This is a genomic window from Clostridium minihomine, assembly GCF_900240385.1.
GTDB classification, from domain to species: Bacteria; Bacillota; Clostridia; order Oscillospirales; family Acutalibacteraceae; genus Faecalispora; species Faecalispora minihomine.
This window is the reverse complement of the sequence record NZ_OEQH01000002.1, coordinates 154,957-177,464: the sequence shown is the minus strand read 5'-3', so window position 1 is coordinate 177,464 and position 22,508 is coordinate 154,957. Positions and strand designations below refer to the sequence as shown.

Genomic DNA, 22,508 nt, shown 5'->3' with positions numbered 1-22,508 from the left:
AAAAAGAAAAAACAAAAGAATCTGCCGCCTGTATCAAGCAGGCAGCAGATTCTTTTTTGGGGTCTAACGTTTAGAGAGAGGTTCACAAGGTTGAGGATGTTTTTATTTGGGAAGTTGACGGAGCATGGTTGCCGTTTCGAAGAAGAAATTCAAAGACTCGTCGCCGTTTCTGCCGATAATATCTTCATGGTCAATATTCTTTGTTCCCATAAAGTTCCATTGGCCTATCTTTGGCGTGCCATTGTATTCTTCAATAATATCAGTGGAACCGTAATGCGGTCCGCTTTGAGAAATGGTATTGACAACCCCGTCATTCGGCCACCATTTCTCATCAATGATAGGAATTTCACGGGAGTAATTCGTTCGGTGATAGGAACCGATAAATGCTGCCTGTGCCGCCCACTGTGCGGTATAGAGCCCCTTGTCTGCTATAAGCAGCGGGTCGGCAATATGATAACCCGAGAATGAAAGCGGATTTTGTTTTGTTGCCATACATGCCCAGGAGAAATAATAGATGTCAGGCTGAGCTTTTACCCATTTATTTTGCATTACCGCTCCGGTTGTGTTTAAATCGTAAGCACAGTTATCAATACTGTTTGTCCACATGCTGCTTTTAAAAACTTTACTTAGGAAACTTCTCAGACTTTCACCAGACTGCCTTTTTAGCCCAAACTGATCCAGTTTAATGTCAAAGATTTCATCCGCATAGGTAAGGTTTCCAAGGCCGGAACCCACAGCCGCAAGGGCAATAGCAACAACGGTATTAGTTCCCTTGATATCGGCAAGGGTAGTTCCGTCGTGCGGGCTGGCCAGTGTGGTTACACTGCTGACCCAGTTATGTTCCCCTTGGAACAATGGGCTCACGTCTTCGCCAGAAGCTGCAATTTCTGCTTCAGAGCCTTGTCCCAGAAGAGTACACAGAAGCCGGATTGTTTGTCCACCCTGACTGTGGCCAATCAGATGGACTTTTTGAATGCTTCCGTCTTCTTCTTCCTGCCCCCAATTGGGAACAAACCCATCATAAGTTCTTCCAAACCTATCGTGGCCATGACGTTTTGCGTGCGCTTCGCCGTAATCAACCGTGCCGCCCATGATTTGTGCATACAGCTCGCAGGCTCTATCCCAGTTGCTAGACAGAGGACCAACTGCGGCGGTATAAGTGGTAAATCCTTCATCGTTTAATTTTTCCTGAAAATCAATGTTTCCGCCCCAGTAATATTTGGTGTTAAAAGCCAGCCTTCCAAAGGCTTCGTCTCTGCCCCAGCCCATGCAGCCATGACAGAGCACAATTGGATAATCGTTCTCTTGTGTTTCGCTGGTTTGTGCTGTGGCCGATATCGTTGACGGCAGGAATATAGATATCGTCAGCACTAAGGCTAGAGTGGATGCAACCAACCGGTTGAATTTGAACCTTTTCACCATTTCACAATCCTCTTTTCTTTATTTTATTTTTTTCAGGGCATTGCAATGAAAAATCAATTGCTTAATCTGGGAAAATGAACCTGAAAACAACGGCATCTGCGCATTTCTGTCATTTTCCGAAATGAAATTATTTGCTGCATCTTTTGTGGTAATGTATACTAAATTATATATAAAATTATAGATAAAAACTGTAAAAAGTAAATCAACAACTGGGTGTGTTTTGTTCAAATAGTCTTATAAAATTAGAATAATAGCCTTATAATTGTCTATAAAAACAGAACGAAGAACAAAGGGGCTATTGCAAAATAAATTCGCGCCGGCGAATTCCCAAAATAATTTGTTAATATCGTGCGTTGGGTTAGAAAATCATATCGAGGCAACGAGTCCTTCCAGAATCAAAGGACTGCCGCGGAATAACGGCGGGTTTGATAAAATCGTTGAAATTTCCAGAGGGAAGATCGATCCGTTGTGGTTTCCACACACTGACATCCTTAAGTTAAGGGAAGCTCAAGCAATTAATTGACATATTTTGGCAAGTTTTCCTTGCTTTTTTGTCAATAATTGGTAAAATAAGATTGTCAAGTGCTGAACAATGCCGTTGATTGTTGATCGAAAAGAAATACAAATAAATAGAATCCATTCCTTTTCGGAATGGATTCAGAAAAACCGTTTTTTAGTCGTTCTACGTGTAAGGCGGCGACTAAGGCGCATAGTTCCATCAAAAGATGTTTTTTCATTGCTTCAATCAATCTTTTCATTCACATGGTGATCTACAATACGGGAAATTGGGTGAATTTGCAGGCGTTTTCTCATAACGATTGATGGGAGCTCTCTAAATGTCCCGGACATGTTTTCCCTATCCTATCATCCCATCGAAAAACGATACAGAATCTATCGCTTCTTTTACATGGCACACCTAAAATCTTTATTCAATCATGCTTTCTTGAATAGTTTGTTTCTTATCCGCGCACCTTCCAGCACAGTCTATCATGAAATTTTTAATTGACCGGCTGCTCTCATGAAACAGAACGATTGTAAGGAGGAATGGTTCATGAAGAATTCAGATCTTATAAAATTGAAAATTGCCCGAACTCTAAAGGAAATGACGGAAAAACAGTCTTTAAAGAGCATTACTGTGAGTTCTTTATGCAAACATTGTAAAATAAACCGAGGAACCTTTTATTATCACTTTCTGGATCTTTATGATCTGATCATCTGGATTTTTGAAGTCGAAGTCATACAGCCGCTTGAAACGTATCTGCTGAAAAATGAATTTGGCAGTTGGCGTGGGATGACAAATTATTGCCTTCAACAGATGCTAAAAAGCCAAAAGTTTTACTGTCAATCGATAAAGATTGAAGGACAGAACAATCTGAAAGAATACATGCAAAAAAGAACTTACGATTGCTGGAAAATTTTTACCAATAAATATATCAGTGTCATCTCAAATAAATGTTTTCATTCCGACGAATATCTGGATTTTTTAATCAAGTACACTTCTCAAGCCATGTGTAACATGGTAATTGCCTGGGCTGCAGAAGGTATGACAATTCCTATCAATGTAATGAATCAAATGGATGACGTTGCTACCAAAGGCATTTACGGTGTTGTTGATTATTTCAGATAAAAATTTAGAATAGAGCAGACTTGGGAACGCCAAAAGCAGGTTGTGGCCGCCAAAAATACATAGACCCGAATTTGTGGGTTGCTTTATATGCCAAATAAAAAAGCCGTATAAACACTGTAAATTGCGTGTTCATACGGCTTTTTTTATCGGATTAAAAGTTTAGTGGAATCGCTTTGGTTTTCTGATTTGTTATAGAAATTAGGGGCCTATATTATTTTAAAAGAATAAGTGTTTTGATGGGGCATGTTTTTCAGGCAGTCTTCTTTCGTGACGCTCTGAAATATCCAATGAAGAAAAAAGAATCCTTGACAGCCCAATGCCTTCTTGTGGTATAGTATCTGTAACGATGTCATTTTGCAATTATGTAAGTTACAATAAACAAAAAAACAGGAGGAAAAAGGGATGGGTTTTTGTCATACGACTCTGACGGTGAAAGATATGGATGCCTCGCTGCGCTTTTATACTGAAGTGGTAGGGTTGCCAGTGGACAGACGCTATCTATCGGGAGTTGACACCGATATTGCTTTTTTGGGTGAAGGAGAAACCAAAGTGGAACTGATTTGCTATCAAAACCAGCCTGAAGCGGTGGTTGGCAACGGTGTTGCACTTGGATTTACCGTGCCGTCTGTTCCCGATAAGCTGGACAGCCTAAAGGGCAGCAATGTTCCGATTATCAGCGATATCATTCAGCCGAACCCCCATATTCGTTTCTTTTATGTGACTGACCCCGATGGTTTTCGGGTACAATTCTTAGAAACTCTTTAAAGAATCAACATCAGAAATAGAGGAAAAGAATCAGGGACTGTGCAGGTGTACTGCTTGTTTCTGACTTATCTGCTGCTAAGAGCACAGTAGTTTTCTTTTTTTATCCAAAAAACACCACAGGAATGCGGCAGAGCCACCGTTCCTATGGTGTTTTTTATAAGATAAAAAAAGAAATAGGAGCAAGTTTATTACAGATGGAAGATGACAGTGAAATCGAAACGGATTTTTGCAAAGCTTGGTTCAAAAAATGGTTGTTCCTGAAATACAGACCGTACTCTTCTGAAAATAGTACCGTCCCCTTGAACTGAATTTTAGTTTGATCGGCCAAAAACAAATTTATAGGGACGAAGGAACATCGGCTTCTGCCGACTGTTCCTGTAAATCCTGCTGAGTGAGTTCTTCTTGGGTACGAAACGGTTCTTTCGGCTGCTTTTTGCCCAAGCCCTGTACATAATCGATCAGAAAAGAGGATACCGTAACGGTGATTAGAGAATAGGCGATGCGGCGAAAAGGGATGTATGTCAGTGACAGTGCCAGAACAGAAAGATCTGTAACAAGGTATGCCTGTGCAATGCGGCAGCGAGTTACTTTCGAGATCACAAGTGCCAGCGCATCATCTCCGCCGCTGGATCCACCCTGCCGGATAATCAGCCCCACGCCGATGCCAATGAACAAACCGCCCAACAGCGCCGCGGCGAAGGGATAAGCGGAAAGATTCGGCAGAACCGGCGGGAACTGTTCCCACAGCCGAAAAAAGCCTGCCAGACTAAATGTGGACACAATGGATATTTTAATAAAATCGCGCCCCAGAAATTGAAATGCCAAAGCGTAACAAAGAAGATCCAGAACAGGGGTTATAATGGAGGGGGACAGGCCGGTCCAGTGGTTCACCAGCAAAATCATTCCCAGAACGCCGCCTTCGGTAATGGCGGTTGGCTGGTGTATATTATAGACCCCAAAGGATCCGATGGCGGTACCGATTACGATCGCAACGATCCGTTCCTGGGTAAAAAGCCATTTATTCCGTTCTATCAAATTGGATAGGATTTGCTTCATGATAGATCAACCTTTCTTTTTATCCAAAAAGAATCTTTTTACACTGATTTCTCTATTTTAAACTATGGTATAATACCAATGTCAAGAATCGATTTTTCACAGTGAATTGGCCATTGGGGTGACGGGCATGAAAGATTATTATAAAATCAACGAAATCTCAAAACTATATGGAATCGGAGTCGATTCTTTGCGTTATTATGAAAAAATCGGAGTCTTAAAACCGCGAAGAGATACCAACGGCTATCGTCTTTACAGCCTGAAAGATATTTATAAATTAAACATTATTCGGGATCTGCGCCAGCTGGATTTTTCGATGAAACAGATTAAAGAATATTTGGATCATCAAAGTGTCGAACAAACGATGGCGCTTTTGCGGGAAGAACAGGAGTTAATTCAGCAGCAGCTAAAGCAGCTCAAAGCCAGAAACCGAATTATTCGGGAAAGAATGGCGTCTTTGGCGGCCGCATCGCAGATTCCGGCAGGCGTATTTTCGGTTAAAAGCTTCCCAAATCGGTTTTGTCTGCAATTGAATGAGTACATCACCCGGGACGAAGAAATGGATTTTGCCGTAAAGAAACTGCACAGCCGGCACGAAAAAAAGATTCGTGATTTTGGGAATCAATCCATTGGGGCATCTGTATCTTTACAGGATTTACACCAAGGAACTTTTCATGTGTTTCATTCGGTCTTTTTTATCTTGGAACAGCAAATCGAGGAATATGATTTTGTGCTGCCGGCGGGGCAATATCTTTCTTATTATTACCGGGGCGGTTACCTGCAAAGCCCCCAGCGCATGCAAGAGGTTTTTGATCAGGTGCAACAGTTGGGGCGAAAGATATTAAGTGATCCTTTTGAAATTTATGAAATTGATAATCGAGATACCGGATGCCCGGAAGAATTTCTAACGGAAATTCAGGTTCGAATTTCTGAAGGATCAGAGTCTTAGATCCTTCTGTTGTTGGCCTTTGGGGCTTTTGTGGATGGTTGGATCTGATATTCATAAAAATAAAAGAAAAATAACCGGTTATCAAAAAGGAGAGGGTTGAATATGAAACGAAGCGACTTTCAGCTGGGAATGGGAACCTGGAAGATGGGGGAAAATCAGAAACCGTATCAGGAAGAGTATGAGGCACTATCCTTTGCGCTGAAAAATGGGATTGCTATGCTGGATACCGCCGAAATGTACGGGAATGGAAACTCAGAGCTTTTAATTGGGGATGTCCTGAAATCCTTCCCCCGGGAATCGGTTTTTTTGGTGTCAAAGGTGTATCCCCACAATGCGTCCCGTTCCAAAATGCGAACAGCCTGTGAGAATTCCCTGAAACGACTGGGCACATCCTATCTGGATTTGTATTTGCTTCATTGGCCGGGCGATGTGCCTTTGGAAGAAACGGTGTCTGCTTTTGAGGAGTTAAAGCAGGAAGGACTGATTCGTTCCTGGGGTGTGTCTAATTTTGATACTGTGGATATGAAGGAGCTTTGGAACGTTCCCGGCGGGAGCAATTGTGCGGTCAATCAGGTGTTATATCATATTGCATCCCGCGGGGTGGAATATGATTTAGTGCCGTGGATGAGGGAGCATCAGGTTACATTAATGGCCTATTGCCCCTTGGCACACAGTGACGCCTACCGCAGGAATATCACTGAAAATCCTGTGCTAAAGCAAATTGCGGAAAATCATAATGCATCGGTTTACCAGATTATGCTTGCCTTTTTGGTTCATCAAGAAAATACCGTTGCGCTGCCGAAAGCTTCCAGCCAAAAACATATTGCAGAAAACCTGGAAAGCCTGAAAATAAAGCTGACAGAAGAAGATCTGAGAAAAATTGACGAAGCGTTCCCGCCGCCCACAACAAAAACAGAGTTGGATATGCTGTAAGGCTAGAACAAGAACGCCGTTTCGGCACACAGAGAGACGTTTTGGGAGGAGAATTTTATGGGCAGGAAAAGACAGCTGAAAATGAAACCGGTCGGCTTAGAGCATCTGGAGCAATACAATCAACTGCTGCGGTATGTTTTTCAGGTGACCGATCGGGAACTGCATCAGATCGGCTGGGAAGAACAAGAGATCATCCGGGCAAAATCCCCCGTGCTGAGGCAGGCGGATGTTTGGGGATGGTTTGATGGGGATCAGCTGATTTCTCAGGTGGCGGTGTACCCTTTGCAGGTGCGTATTTTTAAGCAAACCTATGATATGGGCGGCCTGACCGGCGTGGGAACCTATCCGGAATATTCGAATCAGGGCCTGATGCACAAACTTTTGTATCAGGCATTGGAAAACATGAGAAAACAGAATCAGTCCATCTCGTATCTGTACCCTTATTCCATTCCTTATTACCGCAGAAAAGGATGGGAGATTATCTCTGATAAAATCACCTATGAAATCAATGATTATCAGCTTCCTAAAAACAAGCAGGTGTCTGGCGAAGTGGCCCGGGTTGATGTGGAAAGTGAGCCGGTGAAAAGGGCATATGAACGGTTTATTCAGCAAACCCACGGCGCTATGGTGCGCAGTGACTTGGCATGGAACGAATATTGGCTGTGGGATCCAGAGGATATGATGGCCGCTGTGTACTATAACGAAGAAGGGGAGCCGGATGGCTATGTGCTTTACCGGATCGCCGATGAGATTTTTCATATTAAGGATATGATTTTTGTCAACGAAGAGGCCAGAAGCGGGCTGTGGAATTTTATCAGCGCACATTTTTCTATGATTTCAAAGGTAATCGGAAATATCTTTACCGATGAGCCACTTGCTTTTTTGCTGGAAGATGCAGACATTAAAGAAACAATTTCGCCCTATTTTATGGCCCGGATTGTAGATTTAGAGCGGTTTATTAGCCAATACCCCTTTAAACCGGACAAAGAAACCAGAGAGTGGACCTTTACTTTGGATGATCCGCTTTTATCTTGGAACCAAGGTGTTTTCACGTTGCGAATTACTCCGCAAGGGAAGGGGGAAGTAATCCGCGCGCTTCAGAAAAGCAGCGATAAAATTGATATTCAAAGTATGACCACCATGCTGTTGGGGTATAAACGCCCCCATTACCTGCATAAAATCGGGCGGATTTCGTGCAGTCCCGACACGGTGGAAATGCTGGAAGATGCCATTGAACAGCAAACCCCTTATTTTTCGGATTATTTTTAGAGTTCAGCAGAAAGAATCAGCCTATGTTATAGCAGAAACCAAATTATTTGCAAGGTATTTTAAGTATTTTAAAAAGTAGCAGGTGACCCCTGTTTGAACAAAGAAAAAACCAAAAACCGCGGGCTCCGAATATTGTTCGGAATCCCGCGGCTTTTGGTTTATGAAAGTCTAAAAAGGAGTTTGGTAATCAAAGTTTTGACAAAACAGTCTTGGTTTAAACATCATTGTTAGGAATAGACTGCTTTTTTGCATTTTTATTTTGGTTTTGATTTTCCCGAGTTAAGGGTGTTTGTCCGTTACATTTTTCTTCGCGGACTTCCTTTTTATCGGGCTGGCTGTCTTTTGGCATATTTGTCACCTCAGCCACAGTATTCCCCAAACGGTATTTGGCCATTCCAGTTTTGTTTTTTCCATAGAATCATCGGTTTAACAGCCATACGCCAAGAGTTAAATACCCCGCAAGACTGCCCCAAAGAAAGTAGGGGATCTGTAAAAAACCCGCCGATCTTCTGCACAGAAAGAAGAGAAAAATCATGCCCTCGATCACAAACCACAAGCTTGCGATCCACACAACTGCCACAAAATAAAGTTGCAAGCGGAAAAACCAAAGCGGCCATATGGCATTCATAAAAAGTTGGACGCCATACAGAATCAAAGCAGATTTTCGGTATTTACTGTCTGAAACAAACACCAGATAGGCAGAAATGGCCAGCAGTATATATAAAATCGGCCAAACCACTGGGAATGACCAGCCGGGTGGCGCAAACGGAGGCTGGATGAGGGTTCGATAAAGTGTGCCGGCGGTTCGGGAAAAATATGCGGCTACCAGCCACGCCAGCAGGCTGAGGGCAAAAAAAAGAAGGAGCGGCTGCCAGCGAATTGATTTTTTAGAATTCATGGTTTGTGATCCTTTCTTATGTTTGGGGATTAGAGCTTGCCGAGAAAGGCTATTTATGGAGAACCGAACATTACACTTATAGTATTGTCTGCTATTTTTAATTTCAAACCGATTTTGGTTTTATAAAAATAAAGGGTTCTAATTCAAACACTGGTTGACAAATAATTTCTTTTTGTGCTACAGTAACAATATAGAACAAAAACAACTGAATATTCAGGGGAGCTTGTGTAGCAGGCTGAGAGGAAGTTATCAACTTCGACCCTTTAACCTGATTTGGGTAATGCCAACGTAGGGAGCTGCTAAATTATGTTATCCAGAAGGAGCGCCTGTGGCGCTCCTTCTTTTTTATTCAGTAGACCAAAGGGTTAAAAAAGGATAAAAAACACTTGCTTTCCGGGTGGTTCAAAGTTATAAAGGAGGTTTCTTATGAAAAACTGTTTGTCTATCGCCGGTTCCGATTGCAGCGGCGGAGCCGGAATTCAGGCGGATTTAAAGACCTTTTCGGCCTTAGGCTGCTTTGGTATGAGCGTGGTGGTGTCTGTTGTGGCAGAAAACACCAGCCGGGTTATTTCCATTCACGATATCCCGCCGCAGATTATTCGGGATCAGGTGGATGCGGTGTTTGAGGATATTCCTGTCCATGCGGTAAAGGTGGGGATGCTGTCTGGGGTTTCGGTGATGGAAGCGGTTGCAGAAAAGCTTTTGGAATATCGCCCGCCGGTAACAGTGATCGATCCGGTGATGGTGGCCAAGGGCGGCTGTGCCTTGATGCAGCCCGATGCGCTGGAAACCATGAAACAGAACATCGTTCCGCTGGCGGGACTATTGACCCCCAACCTTCCCGAAGCCAAAGCGCTAACCGGAATTAAAATCGAGACCACAGCAGATATGAAGACTGCGGCAAAACTTCTTCATGAAATGGGCGCGGCAGCAGTTTTGGTCAAAGGGGGGCATTTAGAAGGCGATGCGGCAGACATTCTGTTTGACGGCAAAACCTATACCGAGTTTCGTGCTCCGCGGATTTCCACCCGGAATACGCATGGCACGGGGTGTACTTTGTCCTCTGCCTTAGCTTCTTATTTGGCCCGGGGAATGGAACTGCCCCAGGCAGTGGAAGCCGCCAAGGTGTACGTCACACAAGCCATCCGCTATGGACTGGCTATTGGAAAGGGCTGTGGCCCCACCAATCATTTTTATGAATTGTATCAGTGGAAAGGATGGCTGAAATGAGAAACTATCATACTCAAATGGAAGCGGCTAAAAAAGGAATGATAACACCCGAAATGGCATCAGTGGCACAGCGGGAGGGCATAGCGCCGAAACTGCTGCAAGAGAGGGTGGCAAAAGGCACCGTGGCGATTCCGGCAAATATTCGTCATACATGCTTAGAACCCAATGGAATCGGGGAAGGCCTGCGAACCAAAATTAATGTGAATCTGGGTATTTCCGGCGACTGCAAAGATTATGAAGCAGAAATGAAGAAAGTGGATTTGGCCATCCGGTTCGGGGCAGAGTCCATTATGGATTTAAGTAATTACGGCAAAACCAATCCCTTCCGGCAGGAATTGATTCATCGTTCCCCGGCAATGATCGGCACGGTTCCCATCTATGATGCGGTGGGCTATCTGGAAAAGGATCTGCGGGATATTACCGCCGAAGATTTTCTTCGGGTAGTGCGCGCCCATGCAGAAGAAGGTGTGGATTTCATGACCATCCATGCCGGAATCAACCGCCGCGCTGTGGAAGCATTTCGGCGCACCGGGAGGAAAATGAACATTGTGTCCCGGGGCGGCTCTTTGCTGTTTGCCTGGATGGAAATGAACAATCGGGAGAATCCTTTTTATGAGCATTACGACGAACTGCTGGACATCCTGCGGGAATATGACGTGACCATCAGTTTGGGGGATTCCCTGCGACCCGGCTGTTTGGCAGACAGCACCGATGCTTCTCAGGTGGGCGAACTGGTGGAATTGGGCTATTTGACTGAGCGCGCCTGGCAAAAGGAGGTGCAGGTTTTGGTGGAAGGCCCGGGACACATGGCGATGAACGAGATTGCCGCCAATATGGTGCTGCAAAAGCGGCTGTGTCACAATGCACCTTTTTATGTGCTGGGGCCGTTGGTTACCGACATCGCCCCGGGGTATGATCACATTACGTCTGCCATCGGCGGAGCCATTGCGGCGGCAGCGGGAGCAGATTTCTTGTGCTATGTAACACCGGCCGAGCACCTGCGCCTGCCGGATTTAAGCGATGTGAAGGAAGGAATCATTGCGAGCAAAATTGCGGCCCATGCGGCGGATATCGCCAAAGGTGTGCCGGGCGCAACCGATTGGGACAACAAAATGGCCGATGCCCGCAAAAAGCTGGATTGGGAAGAAATGTTCCGCATTGCCATTGACGGTGAAAAAGCCCGGGATTATTTTGAAAGCACTCCGCCGGAGGATCCGGGAACCTGCACCATGTGCGGAAAAATGTGCGCCGTACGCACTACCAACCGAATTTTAGAGGGAAAATCAGTGGAATTATTCCTGTAATTGCGATACAATACAGAAAGAAGGATACGATTATGAATCAGATTACCGCAGTGGTTGCCGCTTTGTCCGATCAAGTGCGTGCCCGGGTGCCGTTGGTACACAATATCACCAATTATGTGACCGTGAACGACGTGGCAAACGCACTGCTGGCCATTGGCGGCTCCCCGATTATGGCGGATGACATAGAAGAAGCGGCAGACATTACCGCTATTTCGTCAGCTTTGGTGCTGAATATGGGCACTTTAAATCAACAAACGATAGAGTCTATGCTGGCAGCTGGAAAAAAGGCCAATGAGCTGGGGATTCCCGTCGTGTTTGATCCGGTGGGCGCAGGTGCTTCTCGCCTTAGAAATAAGGTAACTGGGCAAATTTTATCCCAGATAAAGTGTGCTGTTTTGCGGGGGAACCTGTCAGAGCTTTCTTTTGCGGCCGGGTTAGAAGCTTTTACCAAAGGGGTGGACTCTGCCGAAGAAGACGAAAAAAATGACAGTGTGAAGGTAGCCAAGGCCGTGGCACAAAAATTCGGCTGTGTTGCGGCAGTGACCGGGGCGGTGGATGTGATTTCGGATGGCAGCCGCGTGGTGAAAATTCAAAACGGACATCCCCTGTTGTCCAAGGTAACGGGAACAGGCTGCATGATTTCTTCATTGGTGGGGGCTTTTGTGGGTGTGTCGGATCAAGATTTCTTCACGGCGGCGGTGGCCGGTGTGGCCTGCATGGGCATTGCCGGGGAACTGGCCTATGAAAAGGCGGGTGCTATGGGAACCGGAAGCTTTCATATCGCGATTGTGGATGCTCTCAGTCAAATGGATTCCTCTGTGTTGAAAGAAAGGGCAAGACTCTATGAAGAATAAAGTGGACTATACCCTTTACCTTTGTACTGACCGATCGCTGATGACTGCCGATACATTGGAATCCGCAGTGGAACAGTCCATTACCGGTGGATGTACGCTGGTGCAGCTGCGTGAGAAGGACTGCTCTTCTTTGGAGTTTTATCAGTTGGCTTGCCGGGTAAAGCAGGTCACCGATGCTCATGGGGTGCCGCTTATCATCAATGACCGGGTGGATATCGCTTTGGCGGTGGATGCGGCCGGGGTGCATGTGGGGCAAAGTGATTTGCCGGCCGCTGTGGTGCGCCGGATGCTTGGGCCGGAGAAGGTTTTGGGTGTGTCCGCCTCTTGTTTGGAAGAAGCGGTGTTGGCTCAGCGGGATGGAGCGGATTATTTGGGGGTGGGTGCAATGTTTGCCACACCCACCAAGACAGATGCGCATTTGGTGACCATGGAACAGCTGCGGCAAATTCGACGCACTGTCAGCCTGCCCATTGTGGTTATCGGCGGCATCAACCGGGATACGGTAAGCTGCTTTTCAAAAACAGGGATTAACGGTCTGGCAGTGGTGTCTGCTGTTTTGGCGCAGCCGGACATCGCAGCTGCCAGCCGGGAATTAATACAGCTTTTTCAGGAGAATGAATGTGAAACAGTTTCAAGGAGCAATTTTTGATCTGGATGGCACTCTGCTGGATTCCAACGGAGTCTGGGAACAAATCGATAAGGATTTTTTGGGTCGCCGAGGAATTCCGGTTCCGGAAGACTATGTAAAAACCATCGCACCGCTGGGCTTTCATGCCGCTGCGGAGTATACGGCTCGACGCTTCAACTTATCCGAAGCGCCGGAACAGCTGATGGACGAGTGGAATGAAATGGCTCGGGATGCGTACCACAACCGGATTGCTTTAAAGCCCGGCGCCAGGAAATACCTGGAATTTCTGCGAAAAAATCAGGTGCGGATGGCGGTGGCCACGTCTTCTTATGAGGAGCTGTTTTTGCCCGCATTGGAGCGGCACGGTATTCGGGATTGGTTTGATGCCGTCGTAACGGTTTCTCAGGTTAACCGGGGCAAGGGGTTTCCCGATATTTATTGGAGGGCGGCAAAGCTGCTTCAGATTTCCCCCAAGCAGTGTGTGGTGTTTGAAGACATCTGGGAAGGGCTCAAAGGCGCAAAGGACGGCGGTTTTACCACCGTTGCAGTCTATGATTTGTATTGCCGGGAGGAAGAAGAAAAAATGCGGCAGACAGCGGATCATTATATTCGGGACTTTTGGGAATTACTGTAACCGGACTCACCAATCTCTTTTGAAAATGATTTAAAAAAGAAAACCCGCAAGGAACAGAAGAAGTTCCTTGCGGGTTTTTTGTGATAGATATCTCTAAGGCTAATCAGTCGGTTTTCGGTTTCTTGTGGTAACTTCTTATTCGCAAACGAATTTGCCGTGTTCTGTCTACCAAAACACAAAGATTATTTTTCAATGTGTTCATTTTTTAAAAGTGCTTTGGGAGGAATTATTAAATTTCGGATTCCGGAGGTGACAAATGATTTTAATGTCTGAAATGCAAATTCGCGGGCATCCGGCTCTATATTTCTTGCAGCGTTCAGCATAGCAGACAGGCTTTTTTGCCATTCGGTTTCTAATTGAGAAAAGTCGGTGATTCCCCCCGCGTTTAGCACTGTATACAGCGTATCAATAAATCGTTCTCTTTCCCCATCAGACAAGGTTTGAAGCCACCCGTTTAATGTATGATCCATGTGTTTTGCTGTTACCGAAAGCCGTTCCAGCACACTGAACTGTTTTTCCTCTACTATCCAGGAAAACGGATCGTGCTGCATGATTCCAAACCGGTTACTTTTTACAATGGAATAAGGCTCTTGGTTTTCTAACAGCATTCCCACAATGGAAGATTGGGGGAGTGTTTTGTGAATACGAGTTTGGATTTGGTCAAAGTTACTGCTTTGCAATATCTCGGCTTTAAACCCGGGGCCATCATGGGAATAAATTTGCCGGATACGGTTTTGAATTTCTACAGGACTCATCATAGCAGAATAAACCGCTAGATTTCCGCCCTTGGAATGGCCGCCTATCAAAAAAGTTCCCGGCCACTGCTTTGCGACGGAATTTAAGTATATCAGTGCTTCTTCCTGAGAAGGAACCGGGCTTTGAAAAGCCATATTAAAATCTTCTTTCCAGCCGATGAACGTGGCATCTGTTCCGCGAAAGGCGATATATGCTGTTTGGGTGTCTAGGTAAAAAGTGACCGCTGCAAATTGTTTTTCCTGTTGAATATCCAGCTGTTCTGAATAGTTGCCCACTAAAATATTACGAAATCGGGGACTGGCTGCCAGAGCAAACAAAAGGCGCCGGTTATTTTCCGGATCCCTCACATTTCGAAACATGGATTCAAAACATTCTGCTCGCAGCAAATCCCCCAGCCGCAGCAAAGGTTTTTCTTCCCCCAAAACAGGGACACAGGAAGGAAGGCGGATATAAACCAATTGGGACAGCACCAAACTGTCTACAGAAGAAAAGGGGTGTTCAGAAAACAGGCTGAACATTTCTTCTACATAGTGAATGATGTTTTTCATAAAATCAAATCATTTCCTTCCTGATTGGTTGCGTAAGGGCATTTCGATTAGCTTATCTTGTAAAAGCTGATTTTATGCTTTTGCTATAGGATGTTCAGGTGCAGCAAAGAGTGTGCACTCTAATGGAAGGGATTTAGGCTAGTCAAATATTTGAATTTTGGTAGCTGATATGTCAGATTGAAATTTTGGTTGATTTATAACCTGAACTCGCGCTGTCACCATATGGTTCCTGTCGCTATTTTTCGATAGTTATAATAAAGAGAAAATTGATTTCGTTCCCGTAAAAAAGATTCCGCAGGAGCATCGTCTAAAACAAATTGGACTTTACAGGTGCAATGAGAATTATCTGACCAAACAATGTCATTCAGTACGACACAAAATGTTGTGCTGATAGAAGTTCCATCCGCAGCCATAAAGCAGGCAAGGAAAATTTCTCCGCTTAATACCCGAAATCGAGGTAAAAGCAGCCCTTCCTTCTCATGCTTTTCCCAGGATAGATTCACGTTTGCGGAGCGTTTGGAGTTGACACATAGCCGGTCTTTTTTTTTGATATCCCGAGCATATGGTATTCGGCAAAGTTCAACAAACACAAGAGCGAGAATCATAAGTCCCACTGTTACTAAAAACCAGTATAGGATTATATTGTTTTTTAAAACCTTGATAAAAGTTTTAAAAAAGATACCTCCAACTAGCCCAACTGCCAAAATAATGGCACTGCGGCAACCGGTGTTGGATGTGTAAGGCTTTTTACATTTTGGACAGCTATCAGGGTCTGCAAGTTTCCAAAGCAACTGTTTAATTGGTAAGTGAAATGGAATCTTTTCTCCGCACCAAGGGCATCTATGTTGTATCATATGGTACCTCTGTATAAACATATTTTTTTATTATAGCATGTCATCACTACAATGCATATATTTTTAAACATTAGAGAGCACAAAAAAGACCACCGCTTGATTTTCACCAAGTGGTGGTCTGGTGTGGTGGAGATGACTCGTGTATTACTCTGTCGTTTACAGCCAGCAGAAATGAGGTTTTACCAGCATAGGCCCTCACTCCTGGCCGGGATATAAGGGCGGGTTTGCTATAACAAAAAAATCCCCGTAACCGGGTTTACTCCAGCTACGGGGGATTGTGTCTTTTTAATTAAAGTAGGTGGTCTGGCGGCAGGCAACACCGTTTTGTTTTACCCCAGCGGTCACTACAAATTTGATAGATGAATGAGTAATTTCTGTTTTCCCATCCTTGGGATTATAAATTGTGAAAGTAATGTAGGTAGTCCCCGGGCGCAGAGCAGTAACACGGTAATTGCCGTTTGGCAGCTGACGAACGGATGCGATGCCGTCCCGCGAAGAGGTCATACGGCGTGTTTTGGCCGAGGCGTTTCCCGCCAGCTTTACACCAATGTCGTAAATGTTCCCAGGGGCCATAGTATACGTTCTGGTATCCAAAGTGACTGCACCCTTATATTCACGGCCGTTATAAGTCAGATTATCAGCATCGACTGGGGCTTCTCCGAGCGAAATAAAGCGATATTGCGGGTAATTTTCCACATATTTTTCAATCGCGGTACCTCTATAACCTCGAAAGATAAAACGGATATCCGGATTGGTAGCGTCTACGTTACTGTAATCCACATCCGCAATTGCTCGGCCAATCTTTTTGACACTGGCCGGAACCGTCAGCTCCTTTATCGTATAGCAGTTTATTAAAATAGACTCTCCAATGCTGGTGACCGTATTGGGAATAGACAGAGTTTTTAGCAATCCATCCTGAGCAAATGCATAGTTTCCAATCGATTCAACACCTTTGGGAATCGAAACATTCTTCAGGCTGTAACAAGCCGCCAGCACCCGTTCCCCCAGATGCTTTGCATTCGGAGATAAGGTAATGTTTGTTAACTGATCGCAACAATAAAACACTCTGTCCTCCATGGTTGTTACACTGGGGGGAATGACAATACTGGTTAAAGCGGAACCAGAAAACGCTTCTGATTTAATTGTGGTAACACTGTTGGGAATGACTACGGTATGTAATCTGGAATTATTTGCAAACGCCTTATAATTAATCGTTTTTACTCCCTGCGGGATTGTTACGTCGGCAACATCCTCCGGATAATATTGAACCAGAATGTCGTTGATAATCAGCATATCTTTTGGATAAGTAACAAACCAAGGGGTGTTGTAAAACGCTTGATTCCCAATAGAAGAAAGAGATTTCGGAAGCTTGACTTCTTTCAAATCCATACAGCTAGCAAAAGCGCTATCCCCGATAGAGGTGACCCCTTCTGGTATATCTGCACTGGTAAGATTGCTTCCAATAAAGGCGTTGCCGCCTATGCTCTTTAGACTTTTGGGAAACACAACCTGCTTAATCGGTTTATTATAAAATGCCGATTCCCCAATTGAGGTGACTCCCTCTGGAATTGTCACTGTTTCATCGGTTCCTTTGTATTCCGTCAGCACACCACTTTTAATGACAAAATCACTGGCAGAAGCCGCGTTTACCAGTACAGGGAAAGAAAAAGCAGTTGTACCGATCAATACAATCAAAGTTAAAATGAATGTGATTGATTTTTGAAATGTTTTCATAATTTTCATCCTCAATATGTAATATTCATTTATAGCCTACCTGAGAATCCCAGTATTTACAATGGATAAAATTTACCATTGGTAAGGGGTGAAACCGCAATGCAAAAATCCCGCCCTGCATTTTACACAAGACGGGATTTGTCATATCTATTCGGGTTTCCCTCCGGGGTCAGCTTTAACCTCCGCCGCCTGCTCCGCACCGGTGCTTGCCGTATCTGTCGCGCCCGTGCTGACGGTCCCAATCACGGGAGCAACCCCGGAAAAGTTATTGGTAACGGAACCAATTCTCGTTCATCATCGCCGACCTGAAGCTGAGCGATAATCGCAGCAACTGCCTGATTGTGGGGCTTACCAGCTTTAGACAGTAGTCCGAGCTTGTCCGCAATTGCGGTGCAGTCAAATAGTTTCTTGCCTGTGGTAACGCCATCCAGAGGAATTTCCACACCGACGGGCGCATACAGGCTTTTGATAGCAACTGCTCTATATTGCGGCGGCATACCGGCCTCTTTCAAAGTCTGGTTGATGATTCTAGCGGCGGCGTTCGTTTCACCGAGAGAGCGGCGGGTGGGAATAAGTTTCATATCGCCTTTGCGCAGGCCCTTTAAAACTTTGCGAATCCATGCGCGGAATTCTTTGGCCTTTGGCTGGCTGGAAAGCATGGTAACTTCATAGATACCATCTTCGGTGAAAATACGAGTGTTATATTGCTTGCCGTCAGTACCTGACAGTTTGTCAGTAACTGAAAATTCGGAGTTTTTAAGATACTGATTTCTAGAAAGAATTTGCTCAATTGCATTGCTTCCGGTATACTCCAAGCACCTCGCTAATTGGTCGATAGTCATAAACATGTCGTTACCATTGCTGTAGATATCTGCTTTAACGGAACCAAAGTTTTCAGATTTCACTAATTGTAAATTTTTCATAACCAACCTCCTCTTTTTCAAAATATAAAATCTCCTTGATTGCAGATTCAATTTTAGGGCTGCTTAGCTGCCCAGTCATAATCTTATAAAGGTTTGAACTGTCAGCATACATACCAGTTCTTTCTTTGATTTCAGCAATTAACCACTCTTGGGTTCTGCCAATCATTAAAAGCTTTGTTTTTACTTCAATACCAAACGAAGTGAATTTTCTTTTACACATAAAGGCTCCTTTCTTCTGAAAAGCAGTTGACAATTACGGAAATAAGTAATATATTATAGTTACCACATCAAACAATTACTTAATTCCGTTATGTGGCTTAAGTATATTGCAATATCGTAAAATACAACACAATAATAACGTAATTCAGTAATTTGTAGTTATTTACAAATTGGAGGGCTATTTGTGTTACCTTTATATGAAAAATTAGAGGCGCTATGCAAGGACAATAAAATTAATATTACTCAAATGTGTAAAGAGGCAGAAGTAAGTCGCTCGGTATTAAGTGACTATAAAGCCGGAAGAAGTAAATCAATATCCATGGATAACATTGGGAAACTTGCAAACCACTTTAATGTTCCTATTGATTTTTTAATGGGTCATTCGCAGTTTACTCTTTGGGAACAAATGAATAAGGATAGAAAAAAGTTTCTTATGCAATCAGGAATTAGCGAGGAAAAGCTGAAATACATTTGGGGTTTTGATTTGCCTGACACAGCTTCAATCAGCCTGCAAGCCTTTATATCTTTTATTTCTAACGTAGTGAAGGATCTGCATATAGATACGGAAGGAAATTTTATTATCACTTTAAAGGAAGAATGGTTACAAAAAGAAAAGCCCGCCCTTCCGCAGGAAGACGAGCAAGAAATGACTTTTGATGATTTTACCTATGCTTTTTACGGTGAAGCTAAAGAGCTTACCGAGGAAAACAAACGAAAACTTCTTGAAATGGCGAAGTTTTTTAAAATGCAGCAGGAAAAAGAAAAGGAAGGGAACAAATAACTTTATTGGAGAATTCTCATGGTAGAATTGAACAGGCTGTATGAGGATATGAATGCGCAGCGCATATCTCTATACGCTTATGATGTCGGCGAAGAAAAAGGCGTTACTCTCGAACTGAATAATAAATATGCCGTTTTTTAAATGCTTTTCAAATAAAATCTATTCCAGAGATGAAATGTGTACTCGCTCATGAACTTGGCCACTGTGCCACCGGGTGCACGCATAAGGTGAGCAGCTTACTCGATTTAATCGAAAAGCACGAATATAAGGCTAACCGCTGGGCAATTGAGCAATACATACCGTTTGATGAAATGTCCAGAGCAATAAAGCAAGGATATACAGAGCGCTGGCAGCTTGCCGAATATTTTGATATGCCCGAGCCATTTATTCAAAAGGCTTTAAATTATTATTTTTCAGCGCGGCAGAGAAAAATGGCATAAAAATCCCGTCCACTATTTGCGGTAGTGAACGGGAAAGGGTCAAGAAATTCCGAGCGGGAATCTCCTAAAATCATTATACTTTATTGTCATAATTTGTCAATGGAGATATTAAGGAGAGTAGCAACATGAAGTGCCCAAAATGTGGAACCGAAGACCTTCAGGTCTACAATGAAGTAAAAAGCAAGGGGGTCAGCGGAGTAAAGGTGTGCTTGTTTGGAATCTGTGGATTTTGCGGAGCAGGAAAAACCAAAAATGTGCAGTACTGGATATGTAAAAGCTGTGGATATAAATTTAAAGCGTGAAGATGGGATGCGCCGATGGATTAAAAGTATGGAATGGTTTGCGAGGCATTGGGGTTGCCATCAAATGCCGGAACGCAGTTTTTCCTTTAGAAATTATCAGTTTCCATTATGCGCCAGATGCACTGGAATAATTACAGGTGAAATAGTCAGTTTGTTTTTTTCTTTTTTTGCACCTTTATCTTGGAAAATAATTCTCTTACTTATCCCGATGGCGATTGATGGATTTACGCAACTGCGTGGATGGAGGACATCAACGAATCTATTGCGTTTTATAACTGGACTTTTGGGTGGGTATGCGATAATCGCCTTTCTGTTCTGGATTATAAAATTCACAATTTATTCCTTGCTTTTATAAAAAAACCGCCCTACCCTGTTTGCACCAGGATAGAGCGGCCACCATCAACCAAGGGCTGACAGTACGATAAACGCAATAATATTGTACCAAATCAGCCCGGAATAATCAATATTCCGGGCATTTTTATGCCCATTTTTAGGAGGTATAATTATGGCGACAATAACAAAAAGGGGAGAGGGTTACCGTATCCGCGTGTCTGACGGGTACACGACTAGTAGCAAACAGGTTATGCGTTCCATGACTTGGATGCCTGAGCCAGGAATGACAGACAGGCAAATCCAAAAGGAATTGAATCGCCAAGCCGTTTTATTTGAAGAGTCTCAAGCTGTGAATGCGAATATTAAGCTGGAGAAGTTCATAGAACAGTGGCTGGCTGAACGTGTGGACGGGAAATTAAAAGAAAATACGCGTGAGAAATACCATAGAATTTCTAAACTGGTAAAAAAAGAAATAGGGCATCTGCGCATTGATAAGATAACAAAACGGAATATCCAGCTTTTCATCAATTCGCTGGAAGTAGAGGGCGTCAACCAAATTACAAAAGGGCGTCTGTCCTCTAAATCTGTCCGTGATTATTTATCGTTTGTTTCCTCTGTGTGTTCCTATGCCGTTGAACTAAACATGATAAAGGAGAATCCAGTGAAAGGGATTAAAATAGCACCGAACGGTGTCGGTAGGCTGGAAGATGATAAATGCTATACCTTAGAAGAAGCACAACATTTTTTGGAACTTCTGCAAAATGAACCCGCGCTACGGAAAGCCTTTTTTATCTGCGCTATATTCGGAGGACTCCGCAAAGGGGAAATATTAGGCTTAGAATGGAAAGATGTTGATTTTGAATCGGGTGTTTTGCCCATCCATAGAATAGCAGAGTATACGGTAATAAAAGGGCATTACACTGATACGCCTAAGACGAAGATGTCCATTCGCAGTATTTATATGCCAGATGAAATAGTGACCGCACTTAAAGAGAGGCAAGAAGAACAGAAGAAGAACCGCGAATTGGTAGGGGATAGGTGGAAAGAGAGTGACCGAATATTTACGGACACGGAGGGCGGCACCTTAGGTTCCTCGTCGATGTACAACTGGCTGGTAAGATTCTGCGCGAAAACTGGTATGCGGCGGGTTAGCCTGCATAGTTTTCGACATCTAAACGCTACGCTGTTGATATCCAATGGGGTTGACGTGAAAACAGTTTCCGCATTGCTTGGTCACGCTCAAACATCAACAACTCTTAATATCTATTCTCACGCCTTAAAAACCGCACAAGCCAAAGCGATGCAGACCGTGGCAAATGCCATTGGTCTAAAAAAATCCGATAAATAACGACCAAGCAACGACCAAATAAGGAATTTTAAAAAGAAAGAACCCCTAAGAGTCCAGCATATAAGCCAATTCTTAGGGGTTCTATTTGGTGGAGATGAGGGGAAACCTGTTCTGACCACCAAATGGAAAAAAGAATATGTTTACACTTTTAAGGAAAATGGGGGAGCTTAGGCTACCCTCATTTTAGGTTTATTGGGAGTTGTTTGTGGGACAACTCTATTTGGTAAGTCTTTTCAAGCTTTTGTCTTATAGTATTGCACTCATATGGAATAACGTAAAGAAGATAGTTGCTATTCACATATAATTTTTTTAAATTGACATATACCAACCACGCAGTGATACCAGCAATAACACAACAAAAAATTATTACAATCAAAAACAAAATAATGTTCACAATAATTAGATTGCTTCTTTCAAAATCGCTCAAGGAAAAAATCATAGAAGATAATGCTCCTGTAAAGATGCCAGTGACCATTGTGGATATAAAAGAATAATCTTGGGTTTTATAAAACTCAAGTTGATTCAACATTTTAATTAAAGAATCTGATGATATTTCCTGCGAATAATATTCATCAATACTCTTGCGCGTATTTTTAATGCTTGTAATTGAATCATATATTTTTTGGTTTTCTTTAAGAATTTTTTTGCTTTTAAAAGCTATGTTGTTAATCACTGCATAAAACTTCCTTAATAATTTAATTTTT

The 22,508-nt window shown here is 43.6% G+C and carries 25 protein-coding genes and 1 riboswitch; of the genes, 15 read left to right on the top strand and 10 right to left on the bottom strand.

Annotation, left to right across the window (positions count from 1 at the left end; genetic code table 11):
* Positions 1–102: 102 nt before the first annotated feature.
* On the bottom strand, positions 103–1,422 hold the full coding sequence (locus C1A02_RS04595; RefSeq protein ID WP_101697044.1) for an esterase/lipase family protein: 1,320 nt from the start codon (positions 1,420–1,422) through the stop codon (positions 103–105).
* Between the two features lie 1,051 nt (positions 1,423–2,473).
* Between C1A02_RS04595 and C1A02_RS04585 the strand changes: the two genes are divergently transcribed.
* On the top strand, positions 2,474–3,049 hold the full coding sequence (locus tag C1A02_RS04585; protein WP_101697042.1) for a TetR/AcrR family transcriptional regulator C-terminal domain-containing protein: 576 nt from the start codon (positions 2,474–2,476) through the stop codon (positions 3,047–3,049).
* Positions 3,050–3,451: 402 nt separating this feature from the next.
* Complete coding sequence (locus C1A02_RS04580) at positions 3,452–3,814, top strand: VOC family protein (protein ID WP_101697041.1); 363 nt, start codon at positions 3,452–3,454, stop codon at positions 3,812–3,814.
* A gap of 336 nt (positions 3,815–4,150) precedes the next feature.
* Here the strand turns inward: C1A02_RS04580 and C1A02_RS04575 are convergent, their stop codons facing one another.
* Positions 4,151–4,870, bottom strand: a complete 720-nt coding sequence (locus C1A02_RS04575) for a YitT family protein (protein WP_101697040.1) — start codon at positions 4,868–4,870, stop codon at positions 4,151–4,153.
* 127 nt (positions 4,871–4,997) lie between these two features.
* Here C1A02_RS04575 and C1A02_RS04570 point away from each other — a divergent pair, with 127 nt between their 5' ends.
* The 3 genes from C1A02_RS04570 to C1A02_RS04560 all read left to right on the top strand — a co-directional run bounded on the left by C1A02_RS04570 (position 4,998) and on the right by C1A02_RS04560 (position 8,018).
* On the top strand, positions 4,998–5,816 hold the full coding sequence (locus tag C1A02_RS04570; protein WP_101697039.1) for a MerR family transcriptional regulator: 819 nt from the start codon (positions 4,998–5,000) through the stop codon (positions 5,814–5,816).
* Positions 5,817–5,918: 102 nt separating this feature from the next.
* On the top strand, positions 5,919–6,749 hold the full coding sequence (locus C1A02_RS04565) for an aldo/keto reductase (RefSeq protein WP_101697038.1): 831 nt from the start codon (positions 5,919–5,921) through the stop codon (positions 6,747–6,749).
* A 57-nt stretch (positions 6,750–6,806) separates the two neighbouring features.
* On the top strand, positions 6,807–8,018 hold the full coding sequence (locus C1A02_RS04560) for a GNAT family N-acetyltransferase (RefSeq protein ID WP_101697037.1): 1,212 nt from the start codon (positions 6,807–6,809) through the stop codon (positions 8,016–8,018).
* Positions 8,019–8,232: 214 nt separating this feature from the next.
* Here C1A02_RS04560 and C1A02_RS13830 read toward each other — a convergent pair whose 3' ends face one another.
* Both C1A02_RS13830 and C1A02_RS04550 read right to left on the bottom strand, forming a co-directional pair.
* Positions 8,233–8,367 (bottom strand): hypothetical protein, encoded by a 135-nt coding sequence (locus C1A02_RS13830; RefSeq protein ID WP_279385499.1) that lies wholly within the window; start codon positions 8,365–8,367, stop codon positions 8,233–8,235.
* A 69-nt stretch (positions 8,368–8,436) separates the two neighbouring features.
* A complete protein-coding gene (locus tag C1A02_RS04550) occupies positions 8,437–8,916 on the bottom strand; it encodes a TspO/MBR family protein (protein ID WP_101697035.1) in 480 nt (159 codons plus the stop codon).
* A 205-nt stretch (positions 8,917–9,121) separates the two neighbouring features.
* A riboswitch (TPP riboswitch) is annotated at positions 9,122–9,228 on the top strand.
* A gap of 114 nt (positions 9,229–9,342) precedes the next feature.
* Between C1A02_RS04550 and thiD the strand changes: the two genes are divergently transcribed.
* From thiD to C1A02_RS04525, 5 genes are read left to right on the top strand one after another with little or no spacing between them, the layout of a single operon-like run.
* Complete coding sequence (gene thiD, locus C1A02_RS04545; RefSeq protein WP_101697034.1) at positions 9,343–10,146, top strand: bifunctional hydroxymethylpyrimidine kinase/phosphomethylpyrimidine kinase; 804 nt, start codon at positions 9,343–9,345, stop codon at positions 10,144–10,146.
* The gene (gene thiC / locus C1A02_RS04540; protein WP_101697033.1) at positions 10,143–11,450 is read left to right on the top strand and encodes a phosphomethylpyrimidine synthase ThiC; all 1,308 of its coding nucleotides are present in this window, start codon (positions 10,143–10,145) and stop codon (positions 11,448–11,450) included. The genes thiD and thiC overlap by 4 nt, the downstream gene beginning before the upstream one ends.
* A 32-nt stretch (positions 11,451–11,482) precedes the next feature.
* Complete coding sequence (gene thiM, locus C1A02_RS04535; protein ID WP_101697032.1) at positions 11,483–12,304, top strand: hydroxyethylthiazole kinase; 822 nt, start codon at positions 11,483–11,485, stop codon at positions 12,302–12,304.
* On the top strand, positions 12,294–12,953 hold the full coding sequence (gene thiE, locus C1A02_RS04530) for a thiamine phosphate synthase (protein ID WP_101697031.1): 660 nt from the start codon (positions 12,294–12,296) through the stop codon (positions 12,951–12,953). The genes thiM and thiE overlap by 11 nt, the downstream gene beginning before the upstream one ends.
* A complete protein-coding gene (locus C1A02_RS04525; RefSeq protein WP_101697030.1) occupies positions 12,919–13,566 on the top strand; it encodes an HAD family hydrolase in 648 nt (215 codons plus the stop codon). The genes thiE and C1A02_RS04525 overlap by 35 nt, the downstream gene beginning before the upstream one ends.
* 182 nt (positions 13,567–13,748) lie before the next feature.
* Here C1A02_RS04525 and C1A02_RS04520 read toward each other — a convergent pair whose 3' ends face one another.
* The 5 genes from C1A02_RS04520 to C1A02_RS04500 all read right to left on the bottom strand — a co-directional run bounded on the left by C1A02_RS04520 (position 13,749) and on the right by C1A02_RS04500 (position 18,601).
* On the bottom strand, positions 13,749–14,870 hold the full coding sequence (locus tag C1A02_RS04520) for a DUF2974 domain-containing protein (RefSeq protein WP_101697029.1): 1,122 nt from the start codon (positions 14,868–14,870) through the stop codon (positions 13,749–13,751).
* 215 nt (positions 14,871–15,085) lie between these two features.
* A complete protein-coding gene (locus C1A02_RS04515; RefSeq protein WP_101697028.1) occupies positions 15,086–15,724 on the bottom strand; it encodes a hypothetical protein in 639 nt (212 codons plus the stop codon).
* A 285-nt stretch (positions 15,725–16,009) separates the two neighbouring features.
* Positions 16,010–17,458, bottom strand: coding sequence for a leucine-rich repeat domain-containing protein (locus tag C1A02_RS04510; RefSeq protein ID WP_164997147.1), 1,449 nt, complete (start codon positions 17,456–17,458; stop codon positions 16,010–16,012).
* A 242-nt stretch (positions 17,459–17,700) separates the two neighbouring features.
* Positions 17,701–18,381 (bottom strand): BRO-N domain-containing protein, encoded by a 681-nt coding sequence (locus C1A02_RS04505; RefSeq protein WP_101697026.1) that lies wholly within the window; start codon positions 18,379–18,381, stop codon positions 17,701–17,703.
* Complete coding sequence (locus tag C1A02_RS04500) at positions 18,353–18,601, bottom strand: XRE family transcriptional regulator (protein WP_101697025.1); 249 nt, start codon at positions 18,599–18,601, stop codon at positions 18,353–18,355. Before C1A02_RS04500 ends, C1A02_RS04505 begins: the two co-directional genes overlap by 29 nt.
* 183 nt (positions 18,602–18,784) lie before the next feature.
* Between C1A02_RS04500 and C1A02_RS04495 the strand changes: the two genes are divergently transcribed.
* From C1A02_RS04495 to C1A02_RS04480, 5 genes are all read left to right on the top strand, one after another.
* Positions 18,785–19,381 (top strand): helix-turn-helix domain-containing protein, encoded by a 597-nt coding sequence (locus C1A02_RS04495; protein WP_101697024.1) that lies wholly within the window; start codon positions 18,785–18,787, stop codon positions 19,379–19,381.
* Positions 19,382–19,399: 18 nt separating this feature from the next.
* Positions 19,400–19,522 (top strand): hypothetical protein, encoded by a 123-nt coding sequence (locus C1A02_RS13825; RefSeq protein WP_279385498.1) that lies wholly within the window; start codon positions 19,400–19,402, stop codon positions 19,520–19,522.
* A 29-nt stretch (positions 19,523–19,551) separates the two neighbouring features.
* On the top strand, positions 19,552–19,821 hold the full coding sequence (locus C1A02_RS04490; protein ID WP_101697023.1) for an ImmA/IrrE family metallo-endopeptidase: 270 nt from the start codon (positions 19,552–19,554) through the stop codon (positions 19,819–19,821).
* A gap of 222 nt (positions 19,822–20,043) precedes the next feature.
* Positions 20,044–20,478, top strand: a complete 435-nt coding sequence (locus C1A02_RS04485; protein WP_243577940.1) for a DUF2085 domain-containing protein — start codon at positions 20,044–20,046, stop codon at positions 20,476–20,478.
* Between the two features lie 150 nt (positions 20,479–20,628).
* Positions 20,629–21,804, top strand: coding sequence for a tyrosine-type recombinase/integrase (locus C1A02_RS04480; protein WP_243577920.1), 1,176 nt, complete (start codon positions 20,629–20,631; stop codon positions 21,802–21,804).
* A gap of 178 nt (positions 21,805–21,982) precedes the next feature.
* Here the strand turns inward: C1A02_RS04480 and C1A02_RS04475 are convergent, their stop codons facing one another.
* The gene (locus C1A02_RS04475; protein ID WP_101697021.1) at positions 21,983–22,477 is read right to left on the bottom strand and encodes a hypothetical protein; all 495 of its coding nucleotides are present in this window, start codon (positions 22,475–22,477) and stop codon (positions 21,983–21,985) included.
* Between the last annotated feature and the right edge of the window lie 31 nt (positions 22,478–22,508).